General features: G+C 62.3%; 10 protein-coding genes. 8 read left to right on the top strand and 2 right to left on the bottom strand.

The annotated features are described in order from the left end of the window. Positions 1 to 108: 108 nt before the first annotated feature. The gene (locus QRN61_RS01365) at positions 109 to 855 is read right to left on the bottom strand and encodes an NRDE family protein (protein WP_285373045.1); all 747 of its coding nucleotides are present in this window, start codon (positions 853 to 855) and stop codon (positions 109 to 111) included. Positions 856 to 985: 130 nt separating this feature from the next. On the opposite strand from QRN61_RS01365, the gene QRN61_RS01360 reads away from it, so the two are divergent. From QRN61_RS01360 to QRN61_RS01350, 3 genes are all read left to right on the top strand, one after another. Then, positions 986 to 1,768, top strand: a complete 783-nt coding sequence (locus tag QRN61_RS01360; protein WP_027610537.1) for a sulfite exporter TauE/SafE family protein — start codon at positions 986 to 988, stop codon at positions 1,766 to 1,768. Positions 1,769 to 1,861: 93 nt separating this feature from the next. Further along, positions 1,862 to 2,677: a prolipoprotein diacylglyceryl transferase gene (lgt, locus tag QRN61_RS01355; protein ID WP_096795789.1), complete on the top strand. Its 816-nt coding sequence runs from the start codon at positions 1,862 to 1,864 to the stop codon at positions 2,675 to 2,677. A 50-nt stretch (positions 2,678 to 2,727) separates the two neighbouring features. Further along, complete coding sequence (locus tag QRN61_RS01350) at positions 2,728 to 3,699, top strand: thymidylate synthase (protein WP_047596629.1); 972 nt, start codon at positions 2,728 to 2,730, stop codon at positions 3,697 to 3,699. Positions 3,700 to 3,824: 125 nt separating this feature from the next. Here QRN61_RS01350 and cadR read toward each other — a convergent pair whose 3' ends face one another. After that, positions 3,825 to 4,274 carry a Cd(II)/Pb(II)-responsive transcriptional regulator gene (gene cadR, locus QRN61_RS01345; RefSeq protein WP_285373044.1) on the bottom strand — a complete coding sequence of 150 codons (450 nt, stop codon included), beginning with the start codon at positions 4,272 to 4,274 and terminating at the stop codon, positions 3,825 to 3,827. 85 nt (positions 4,275 to 4,359) lie between these two features. On the opposite strand from cadR, the gene QRN61_RS01340 reads away from it, so the two are divergent. From QRN61_RS01340 to QRN61_RS01320, 5 genes are all read left to right on the top strand, one after another. Next, entirely contained in the window at positions 4,360 to 6,675 is a 2,316-nt protein-coding gene (locus QRN61_RS01340; protein ID WP_285373043.1) for a heavy metal translocating P-type ATPase, read from the top strand. 16 nt (positions 6,676 to 6,691) lie between these two features. Beyond that, complete coding sequence (locus QRN61_RS01335; protein ID WP_027610541.1) at positions 6,692 to 7,555, top strand: LysR family transcriptional regulator; 864 nt, start codon at positions 6,692 to 6,694, stop codon at positions 7,553 to 7,555. 221 nt (positions 7,556 to 7,776) lie between these two features. Next, positions 7,777 to 8,853: a putative 2-aminoethylphosphonate ABC transporter ATP-binding protein gene (locus tag QRN61_RS01330; RefSeq protein ID WP_003229183.1), complete on the top strand. Its 1,077-nt coding sequence runs from the start codon at positions 7,777 to 7,779 to the stop codon at positions 8,851 to 8,853. Next, positions 8,853 to 10,577 (top strand): putative 2-aminoethylphosphonate ABC transporter permease subunit, encoded by a 1,725-nt coding sequence (locus QRN61_RS01325; protein WP_285373042.1) that lies wholly within the window; start codon positions 8,853 to 8,855, stop codon positions 10,575 to 10,577. The genes QRN61_RS01330 and QRN61_RS01325 overlap by 1 nt, the downstream gene beginning before the upstream one ends. Before the next feature lie 47 nt (positions 10,578 to 10,624). Then, positions 10,625 to 11,650 (top strand): putative 2-aminoethylphosphonate ABC transporter substrate-binding protein, encoded by a 1,026-nt coding sequence (locus QRN61_RS01320; RefSeq protein ID WP_003229178.1) that lies wholly within the window; start codon positions 10,625 to 10,627, stop codon positions 11,648 to 11,650. Positions 11,651 to 11,757 lie beyond the last annotated feature (107 nt).

Genomic DNA, 11,757 nt, shown 5'->3' with positions numbered 1-11,757 from the left:
AAGGCTGATGGCCCCTTCGCGAGCAAGCCCGCTCCCACAGGGATTTGTGTCGATCACAGAACCAATGTGGGAGCGGGCTTGCTCGCGAAGGCGTCAGTCCCGCTACCGCTAAACCTGAACCTCCACCTCACCCAAATGCCCGCCATACGGCCCGAAACTGCGCTCGACCATCCGCCGCGTGCCGTCCGCCTGCACGATCAACGCCGTACTCGCCCGTGTCCCGTAACTTTGACTGGCAATAAACACACTCGACAGCAGTGATTCAGTGGCCAGCCCGACCCCGGTGTCCGGCAATTCGTTAAACGGCGCGGCCTGAGCATCGCCCAGCAGTTCCAGCAACCGCGCAGGTTGTGGATCATCCAGCACCGCACTCAATGCAGCCTTGGCCTTGAGCAACTTCGGCCACGGCGTATCCAGCCCGGCATTCGATAGCCCGTAGATCCCGGGCTCGAGCATCACCGGTTCAGACGTCCGCGCATTGAAGTGCCACAGCTCATGGGTATTACCCAGCAGCAGATTGAACCCGGCGTACTCCGGCGCGCGACCGACCACATCGCGCAGATAATCATCAATCGAAGCATCATCCGTGAGAAACCGCGCCACCAGCTCTCCCCGCGATTTGCGCGCTGGTGGCTGGTGCGGATCGCGGATATTGGTCAGCGCGGCGAAGCGCCCATTGGCGCCGATCCCCAGCCAGGTGCCGCCAGCCTCAAGATCGCGGCCGGCATGCACTTGCGGCGCGTCGGCCCATGGCGCCAGCGGCAGGCTCGGGCGGGCGTAGAACTCGTCACGGTTGGCCGCGACGATCAGCGGCTGGGCATGGCCCGGGCGCCAGGCGAAAACGATCAGGCACATAAGGTGGTCCTTGTGTGTTTTCTGCTCACTCTACGCAGTCGGCGTCCGTGCATCCATCGTCAGTGGAGCCAAAGGGCATGCATCCGTTACCATGCCGCTCCGGTTTTGGGGATGCGTCTGGGAGACGGTCATGGAATTTCTGCTCTATCTGGCGTTGGGCGCCTGTGCGGGCGTGCTGGCCGGGCTGTTCGGGGTGGGCGGCGGGATCATTATTGTCCCGGTGCTGGTGTTCAGTTTTACCTTGCAGGGATTCGATCAGTCGATCCTCACGCATCTGGCGGTAGGGACATCGCTGGCGACCATCATCTTCACTTCGGTCAACGCCGTGCGTGAACACCATCGACGTGGTGCGGTGCGCTGGCCGATCTTCATGTGGATGACCGTGGGTATTCTGCTCGGCGCCGGTTTTGGGGCGCTGACGGCCGAGGCGATTTCCGGGCCGAACCTGCAGAAGATCATCGGCGTGTTCGCCTTGGTGATTGCCGTGCAACTGGCGCTGGAAGTCAAACCCAAGGCCAGTCGAACGGTGCCGGGCAAACTCGGTCTGACCGTGGCCGGCAGTGTGATCGGCTGGGCCTCGGCGATTTTCGGAATCGGCGGCGGTTCGCTGACCGTGCCGTTCCTGACCTGGCGCAGCGTGCCGATGCAGCAGGCGGTGGCAACGTCGTCGGCCTGTGGCTTGCCGATTGCTGTGGCGAGTGCGTTAAGTTTCATGATTCTGGGCTGGCATGATCCGCTGTTGCCGCCGCATAGTCTCGGTTTTGTCTATTTGCCGGCGCTGCTGGGCATTGCCCTGACCAGCATGGTGTTCGCCCGTCTCGGCGCGCGCCTGGCCCACAGATTGTCGCCGCGCTTGCTGAAACGGCTGTTCGCCGCTTTGCTGTTCTGCGTGGGCCTGAATTTCCTGCTCTGATCCGCTGGGTCAGAACGGGCCGCAATCCTGGCTTAATCCTGAGGTGGCAGCGTCGCCCGGGAATTTTGGTTTCAACTCTAACGAGGAGTCGCAATGCTGCCTTACCCGCAGATCGACCCGGTGGCCCTGGCCATCGGTCCGCTGAAAATCCACTGGTACGGCCTGATGTACCTCGTCGGCATCGGCGGCGCATGGCTGCTGGCGTCGAGCCGGCTCAACCGTTTCGACCCGACCTGGACCAAGGAGAAGCTCTCCGATCTGGTGTTCTGGCTGTCGATGGGGGTGATTGTCGGTGGACGTCTGGGTTACGTGCTGTTCTATGATCTGAGCGCCTACATCGCCAACCCGACGCTGATTTTCGAAGTGTGGAAGGGCGGCATGTCGTTCCATGGCGGATTCATCGGGGTGATGCTCGCCGCGCTGTGGTTCGGCAAGCGTAATGGCAAGTCGTTCTTCCAACTGATGGACTTCGTCGCACCGATGGTGCCGATCGGTCTGGGTGCCGGGCGAATCGGCAACTTCATCAACGCCGAGCTGTGGGGCAAGGCCACCGACGTGCCGTGGGCCATGGTGTTCCCGCCGTTCAGCGATCCGGCGCAACTGCCGCGTCACCCGTCGCAGCTGTATCAGTTCGCGCTCGAAGGCGTGGCGCTGTTCCTGATCCTGTGGCTGTTCTCGCGTAAACCGCGTCCGACCATGGCCGTATCCGGCATGTTCGCGCTTTTTTACGGCATTTTCCGTTTTATTGTCGAGTTCGTCCGCGTTCCGGACGCGCAACTGGGCTACCTGGCCTGGAACTGGCTGACCATGGGTCAGGTGCTGTGCGTACCGATGATCGTCGGCGGTCTGTTCCTGATCTGGCTGGCCTATCGTCGTGCGCCGGCAGCGCCGCTCGCGCCGACCGCTTAAACTACGAACCCCGGCGCGCGACGCCGGGGCTCAAAGGACACAGGTAACTCATGAAGCAATATCTCGAACTGGTCTCGCACGTCATCCAGAACGGCACCAAACAGGCCAACCGCACCGGCATCAACACCATCAGCTTCCCGGGTGCGATGCTGCGTTTCGATCTGCAGGAAGGCTTTCCGGCGATCACCACCCGCAAGATGGCCTTCAAATCGGCCATCGGCGAGATGTGCGGTTTTCTGCGTGGCGTGAACAACGCCGCTGAATTCCGTGCGCTGGGCTGCAAGGTCTGGGACCAGAACGCCAACGAAAATGCGCAATGGCTGGCCAACCCGTTCCGTCAGGGCGAGGACGACCTCGGCGAAATCTACGGTGTGCAATGGCGCAAATGGCCGGCGTACAAGCAGATCCCGCTGAGCAACACCGCCGCCATCGAACAAACCCTGAGCAATGGCTACAAGCAGATCGCCCAGGGCGAAGAAGACGGTCAGGCCTACGTGGTGCTGTACAAAGCCATCGATCAGGTGCGCCAGTGCGTCGACACGATCATCAAGGATCCGGGCAGCCGCCGCATCCTGTTCCACGGCTGGAACGTCGCCCAGCTCGATGAAATGGCCCTGCCGCCATGCCATCTGCTGTACCAGTTCCACCCGAACGTCGAGACCAAAGAGATCTCCCTGACCCTGTACATCCGCTCCAACGACCTGGGCCTGGGCACGCCGTTCAACCTCACCGAGGGCGCCGCCCTGCTAAGCCTGATCGGGCGCCTGACCGGTTACACGCCGCGCTGGTTCACCTATTTCATCGGTGATGCGCATGTCTACGAGAACCACCTGGACATGCTCAACGAACAGCTCAAGCGCGAGCCGTTCGCCATGCCGAAACTGAAAATCTCCGACCGCGTGCCGGAGTTTGCCAAGACCGGTGTGTACCAGCCGGAGTGGCTGGAGTTGGTAGAACCGAGCGATTTCTCGCTGGAAGGCTATGAGCACCACGCGCCAATGACCGCGCCGATGGCGGTCTAAGCCGTTGCACAAAACCCCTGTGGGAGCGAGCCTGCTCGCGAAGAGGGCGTGTCAGTCATAGAGATGTCGACTGATACACCGCTTTCGCGAGCAGGCTCGCTCCCACATTGGGTTCTGTGTAAATCTCAATGGCCGTGACTACGGCCCACATGGGAGTGTTCGATTTCGGTGGCCACAACCCCGCCACTCACCTCCAGCCGCTGCAAAATCCCGCACTGATCCGCCCCCGGCCCTTCGCCACAGCGTTGGCGCAGGTCGAGCAGTTGTGTCTGCAACGCCAGCAACCCGTCAATCCGCGCTTTCACATGCTGGATGTGCTCGTCGATCAGCGTATTGACGCTTGCACACTGATCCTGCGGGCTGTCGCGCATGGCCAGCAGGCTGCGGATTTCTTCGAGGGTCATGTCGAGGGTGCGGCAGTTGCGGATGAAGGTCAGGCGTTCGGCGTGGGCCTGGGTGTAAACGCGGTAGTTACCGTCGCTGCGCGCCGGCTCCGGCAGCAGGTTTTCGCGCTCGTAATAGCGGATGGTTTCCACGGCGCAGTCGGTGAGTTTGGCCAGTTCTCCGATCTTCATGACGGCAATCTCCAAAAGGGTGCTTGACCCTATAGTGGCTACAGGGTCTTTACTTGGCAACAGGCACCTTCATGGACGCGACCCGATGAGCGATTCCCAGCACACCCACAAGCCCGGCGACGGGCACGATCATAGCCACAGCCATAAATTGCAGCCTGTGCATAAGCACGAACATGGCGGCGATTCCTGCTGCGGGTCGAAAGCCGCAGCATCGGCACCGGTTCATTCGCACGAAGATTCTTGCTGCTCGTCGACAGCTGCCGCGCCTGCGTTGGTGCAACTGAGCGAGAAAACCAGCGCTGACGCCCGACTGAGCAGTTTCCGCATCGAAGCGATGGACTGCCCGACCGAGCAGACGCTGATCCAGAACAAACTCGGCAAACTGGCCGGTGTGCAGCAGCTGGAATTCAACCTGATCAACCGCGTGCTCGGCGTGACCCACAATCTGCCGGACACCGCGCCGATCACCGAGGCGATCACCTCGCTGGGCATGCACGCCGAGCCGCTGGAGGCGGGCGTCGAAGCCCCGGCCCCGGCGCCGGTAAAAAAACACTGGTGGCCCCTGGCGCTGTCCGGCGTCGGTGCGCTCGCCGCCGAGGTGATCCACTTCACCAACGCTGCACCGACCTGGGTGGTGGCGATCATTGCGTTGGTATCGATCCTCAGCGGCGGCCTGACCACCTATAAAAAGGGCTGGATCGCCCTGAAAAACCGCAACCTCAACATCAACGCGCTGATGAGCATCGCGGTGACCGGCGCAATCCTCATCGGTCAGTGGCCGGAAGCGGCGATGGTGATGTTCCTGTTCACCGTGGCCGAGTTGATCGAGGCGCGCTCGCTGGATCGTGCGCGCAATGCCATCAGCGGCCTGATGCAGATGACCCCGGAACAGGCCACGGTGCAGCAAGCCGACGGCAGCTGGATCGAACAAGAGGTTAAAAGCGTCGAACTCGGCGCCCGGGTGCGGGTAAAACCCGGCGAGCGCATCGCGCTGGACGGTGAAGTGGTCAGCGGCAGTTCGACCATCGATCAGGCGCCGATCACCGGTGAAAGCCTGCCGGTGGAGAAAACCGTGGGCGACAAAGTCTTCGCCGGCACCATCAACCAGGCCGGTTCGCTGGAATACTCGGTGACTGCGGCGGCGAACAACTCGACCCTGGCGCGGATCATCCACGCCGTCGAACAGGCTCAGGGCGCACGGGCACCGACTCAGCGCTTCGTCGATCAATTCTCGAAAATCTACACCCCGGTGGTGTTCGTGCTGGCGCTGGCGGTGGCGATCATCCCGCCGCTGTTTATGGGCGCGTTGTGGTTCGACTGGATCTACCGTGCGCTGGTGCTGCTGGTGGTGGCGTGTCCCTGTGCACTGGTGATTTCCACCCCGGTGACCATCGTCAGCGGCCTCGCGGCAGCGGCGCGCAAAGGCATTCTGGTCAAGGGTGGCGTGTACCTGGAGGGCGGCTTCAAGCTCGACTATCTGGCGCTGGATAAGACCGGCACGATCACCCACGGCAAACCGGTGCAGACCGATTACCTGTCGCTCGATCCGACCGCCGACGCCAGCGCTCCGGCAATCGCCGCCGCACTGGCCGGGCGCTCCGATCACCCGGTGTCGCTGGCCATCGCCAATGCGGCTGTGGATAAAAACCTCGCCGTGCTGACTGTGGATAACTTCGAAGCGCTGGCCGGTCGTGGCGTGAAGGGACAGGTCAACGGCCAGACCTATCACTTGGGCAACCATCGTCTGGTCGAGGAGCTGGGCCTGTGCTCGCCGCAACTGGAAGAGAAGCTGTTTGCGCTGGAGAAACAGGGCAAATCCGTGGTGTTGCTGCTCGACAGTTCTGGTCCGCTGGCGCTGTTCGCCGTGGCCGACACGGTCAAGGAGTCCAGCCGCGAAGCGATCCGCCAGTTGCACGCGCTGGGCGTGAAAACCATGATGCTCACCGGTGACAACGTGCACACCGCGCAGGCGATTGCCGCGCAGGTCGGCATCGATCAGGCCAAGGGCGACTTGCTGCCAACCGACAAGCTGCAAGCCATCGAAGCGCTTTATGCACAGGGTCATCGGGTGGGCATGGTTGGCGACGGCATCAACGACGCCCCGGCACTGGCCCGCGCCGAGATCGGTTTCGCCATGGCGGCCGCCGGCACCGACACCGCGATTGAAACCGCCGATGTCGCCCTGATGGACGACGATCTGCGCAAAATTCCCGCGTTCATCAGCCTGTCGCGTGACACCGCGAGCATCCTGAAACAGAACATCGCCTTGGCACTGGTGATCAAGGCTATCTTTCTTGGGGTAACCTTCGCCGGACTCGCCACCATGTGGATGGCGGTGTTCGCCGACATGGGCGTGAGCCTGCTGGTGGTGTTCAACGGTTTGCGCCTGCTGCGTAAATAAACGATGAGGGATGGTTGTGCTGAGTGCCGAGCTGAAAGCGTTTTATATGGTCGCCCGCCTGGGCAGCATTACGCTGGCGGCGAAAAAGCTCGGCCTGAGCCAACCCACCGTGACCACGCAGATTCGTAATCTGGAAAGTCAGTATTCGGTGGAGCTGTTCTACCGTGGCGGCCGACGCTTGAGTGTCAGCGACGAAGGCGCGCGGTTGCTGCCGATGGTCAAGGCGCTGTTGCAGCAGGAGGCCGACATCGAGTTCTTCCTGCGCAACAGCGGTCAGGTGCAGGGCACGTTGCGCATCGCTGCCACTGCGCCGTATTACATCCTCGATCTGGTGAAGACCTTCCGCGAGCGTCTGCCGCAGGTGGAAGTATCGGTGGAGATCGGCAACTCGCAGCAGGTGCTCGAAGCGCTGGAGGATTACCGGGTCGATGTCGCCGCGTCGTCGCAGTTGCTTGAGGATGCGCGGTTGATTCGCCGGGTATTGGGCAGCGATCCACTGGTACTGGCGGTGCATCGCAACCATCCGCTGGCGGCGCAGGAGCATGTGGCGTTGAGTGCGCTGGCCGGGCATACCTTGCTGATGCGCGAGTCGGGTTCGACCACCCGCCGTTTGACCGAGGAGTTGCTGCAAAGCGCTGGGGTCAGTTTCGGGCCGCTGCTGGAAATTGGCAGCCGCGAGTCGATCCGTGAGGCGGTGCTGCGCAATATCGGCATCAGCATCATTGCCCGCCAGGAAGTCCCGCACGATCCGCAATTGCGGGTGCTGACCATCGAGAATGCGCCGCAGATTCCCGAGTATCTGTATTGCCTCAAGGAGCGCAAGGGTGCGCGGTTGCCGGCGGCGTTCCTCGGACTGGCGCAGGAAATGTCCCCGGCCTGAGATCTCCATCTATCTTGCTGGCCTCTTCGCGAGCAGGCTCGCTCCCACATTGGAATGCGTTCCCTGTGGGAGCGAGCCTGCTCGCGAAAGCGTCAGACCAGGCAATACAGAATCTGAACCCAAATCCCCGAATACCACTATCAGCCGTTTTTGCCCTACTGCCACATGACGGACGCATTACAACTCTAGGATTGGCCCCATCAGCTTGATGAGGTCTGTCCATGAATCCTGCAATCGCAACTGCCCTGACCAACCCCGGTGCGCCGATGAAAGTGCGCGGCGTGCAGAAGCGCTTCGGCGCGTTCACCGCACTGGATAACGTCTCCCTCGATGTTGCGGCCGGTGAGCTGGTGTGCCTGCTCGGCCCCTCGGGTTGCGGCAAGACCACGCTGCTGCGCTGCATCGCCGGGCTGGAGAAGCAGGACAGCGGCGAGTTGTACCTCGGCGATCGCGATGTCTCGCACCTTGCGCCGCAGGCCCGGGATTACGGCATTCTGTTCCAGTCCTACGCGCTGTTCCCCAATCTGACCGTCGAAGCGAACATTGCCTACGGCCTCGCCGGCAGTGGTCGCGACGAAGTACGCCGTCGCGTCGGGCAGATGCTGGAACTGGTCGGCCTCACCGGCAGTGAGAAAAAGTACCCGGGCCAGTTGTCCGGCGGCCAGCAACAGCGGGTTGCCCTGGCTCGTGCCCTGGCCCCGGCGCCGTCGCTGCTGTTGCTCGATGAACCGATGTCGGCGCTGGACGCACGAGTGCGCGAGCATCTGTGCACCGAGCTGCGCCAACTGCAGCGCAACCTCGGCATCACCACCCTGATGGTCACCCACAATCAGGACGAAGCCATGCTGATGGCCGACCGCATCGCCGTGATGAACAACGGCCGGGTCGAGCAGTACGCCACCCCGCAGGAAATCTACAACCGCCCGGCCACGCCGTTTGTCGCCGAGTTTGTCGGGCAGGGCAACTGGCTGCCGTTCCAGCGCAGCAGCGCCAGTCACGCCCGGGTTGGCGGGATGGATGTGCGTCTGGCCGATGGTAGCGTCAGCGGCGCCTCGGGCCGACTGTTCTGCCGTCCGGAAGCAATCAGCGTCAATCCGTTGGTGCACGAAGAAAACCTGTTTCCGGCGAAAGTCCGTGAGATCACCTTTCTCGGCAATCGCTGCCGCATGAGCTTCGAACTCGACCAATTGCCGGGCCACGCGCTGCTTGCTGAACTGGCGCCGGAAGCCATGCCACGCCTTGGCGCCCAGCAGATCATGGTCGCCTTGCCACCGCGCAGCCTGCAGGTGTTTGCCTGATGAGCGCGAACATCGCACTGCCGCTACCGCACAAGCAAGCGCGGCGAGTGTCCGGGGCCGAGGTCGGTGACCGGATCTTCGTCCTCGGCGGCAAACTCCTGCTGCTGTTGCTGCTCGGTATCGCCGTGCTGCTGCCGTTGCTGGCGATCTTCTGGCGTGGCTTCAGCAGTGAGGCCGGGCAGGGCGGTGGCTGGCTCGCCGCTAAGGAGTTGGTCAGCAGCGAGAATTTCCACTGGCTGCTCGGCAACAGCCTGAAAGTTTCCCTCAGCGTCGCGGCCATCGTCGTACCGCTGGCCTACCTGTTTGCCTACGCCCTGCAACGCACGATGATTCCGGCCAAGGGCCTCTGGCGCGGAATTTCTCTGCTGCCATTGATGGCGCCGTCGATGCTGCCGGGGATCGCACTGGTCTATCTGTTCGGCAATCAGGGCATGTTGCGCGGGCTGCTCTCGGACAACATCTACGGCTTCTGGGGGATTGTGTTGGGCGAGGTGATCTACACCTTCCCGCATGCGCTGATGATTCTGCTCTCGGCGTTGTCGCTGGCGGATGCGCGGCTGTTCGATGCGGCGTCGAGCATGGGCGCCAGTCCGGCGAAAGCCTTTCGCAGCATCACCTGGCCGGCGACCCGGCAGGCAGTGTTCGCCGCGTTCTGCTTGGTGTTCACCCTGACCATCACCGATTTCGGTGTGCCGGTGGTGGTCGGCGGCGACTATCAAGTGCTGGCGCTGGAAGCCTACAAAGCCGTGGTCGGTCAGCAACAATTCGGACGCGGGGCGTTGATCGGCATGGTGCTGTTGCTGCCGGCGCTGTTCAGCTTCGGCGTCGATGCCTGGTTGCGTCGGCGTCACGGTGATTCCATGAGCGGCCGCGCCCAGGTGTTCAAACCGGCGCCGTCGAAATTGCGTGATGGCTGCTATCTGGCGATTGTTTTGTTGATCAGCGCGGCGCTGCTGCTGGTGTTCGGCATGGCAGTGTTTTCGTCGCTGGTGAAGTTCTGGCCGTACAACCTGTCGCTGTCGCTCAATCACTATCAGTTCAACGAGACTGCCGGCGGTGGCTGGCTGGCCTACGGCAACAGCTTGAAGATGGCGCTGGGCACGGCGCTGATCGGCAGCGTGCTGATCTTCACTGGCGCTTACCTGATGGAGAAAACCCGCAGCCAACGCGGCCTCAACCTGACGTTGCGCATGCTCAGTTTCATCCCGATGGCAGTGCCGGGGCTGGTGCTCGGTCTGGGTTACGTCTTCTTCTTCAACCTCAGCGGCAACCCGCTGCACGTGCTGTACAGCACGATGACCCTGCTGATCGTCTGCACCATTGCTCACTATCTGACCACCGCACAAATGACCGCAACCACCGCGCTGCGCCAGCTCGACGCCGAGTTCGAGGCCGCCGCGCTGTCGCTCAAGGCCCCGCTGTACCGCCACTACCTGCGCGTCACCGTGCCGATCTGCCTGCCGGCGCTGCTGGACATCGTGCGCTACCTGTTCGTCTCGGCGATGACCACGGTGTCGGCGGCGATCTTCCTCTACAGCCCCGACACCATCCTCGCGGCGGTGGCGGTGCTGAACATGGATGACGCCGGCAACGTCGGCGGCGCGGCGGCGATGTCGACCCTGATTCTGTTCACCTCGGCAGGCGTGTCCTTGCTGCTGGCGTGGGCTTCGCGCGGCTTGCTGCGCCGTTCCCAGGCCTGGCGGCAAACCGCGCCCGGTCACTGATTGACGACTTATCCCTACAGCCTCAACTCACCGACAGGAAAACGATCATGTTCAAGCCTATGGCCCTGGCCGCTGCTGTGCTCGCTACTTTCAGCCTGAATGCCTTCGCGGCAAAAACCGAGTTGACGGTGTACACCGCCCTCGAAGCCGAGCAACTGACCGCTTACAAAGCCGCGTTCGAAAAGGCCAACCCGGACGTCGAGATCAAGTGGGTGCGTGATTCCACCGGGATCATCACTGCCAAACTGCTGGCCGAAAAGGCCCGTCCACAGGCTGACGCGGTCTGGGGCCTGGCCGCTTCGAGCCTGGCGATCCTCGATCAGCAGGGCATGCTGCAAAGCTACGCACCGAAGGATCTGGGCAAGATCGGCGCGAACTACCGCGATGCTGCCAACCCGCCAGCCTGGGTCGGCATGGACGTGTGGGCCGCGACCATTTGCTTCAACACCGTCGAAGCCGAGAAGCAGGGCTTGAGCAAACCGGTGAGCTGGCAGGACCTGACCAAGCCTGAGTACAAGGGCAAGATCGTCATGCCGAATCCGGCGTCGTCCGGCACCGGTTTCCTCGACGTCAGCGCCTGGTTGCAAACCTTCGGTGAAAAACAGGGTTGGGCCTACATGGACGGTCTGCACCAGAACATCGGCCAGTATGTTCACTCCGGTTCCAAGCCTTGCAAACTGGCTGCTGCGGGCGAATTCCCGATCGGCATTTCCTTCGAATACCCGGCCGTACAGCTGAAACGCCAGGGCGCGCCGCTGGACATCATCCTGCCGAAAGAAGGCCTGGGCTGGGAGATCGAGGCGACTGCCGTGATCAAAGGCACCCCGCATGAAGACGCGGCGAAAAAACTCGCGGACTTCTCCGCCAGCGCCGAGGCGATGGATCTGTACAAGGAGAACTTTGCGGTTCTTGCGCAGCCGGGCATCGCCAAGCCGCAGACCGAACTGCCGGCCGACTACGAGCAGCGCCTGATCAAGAACGACTTTGCCTGGGCCTCGAAGAATCGCGACGAGATCCTGACCGAATGGCGCAAGCGGTATGACGGCAAGTCCGAGAAAGTTGTCGCCAAGTAAGATCTTTATCGACTGACAGGGCCTCTTCGCGAGCAAGCCCGCTCCCACATTCGACCGAGTTCCACCGGAAGGAATGCGATCAAACTGTGGGAGCGGGCTTGCTCGCG

This window comes from Pseudomonas sp. lyk4-TYG-107, assembly GCF_030209055.1.
In the GTDB taxonomy this organism is placed as follows: Bacteria; Pseudomonadota; Gammaproteobacteria; order Pseudomonadales; family Pseudomonadaceae; genus Aquipseudomonas; species Aquipseudomonas putida_A.
Note: the sequence above shows the minus strand (reverse complement) of the source record. Positions and strands in the feature narration are given on the sequence as shown.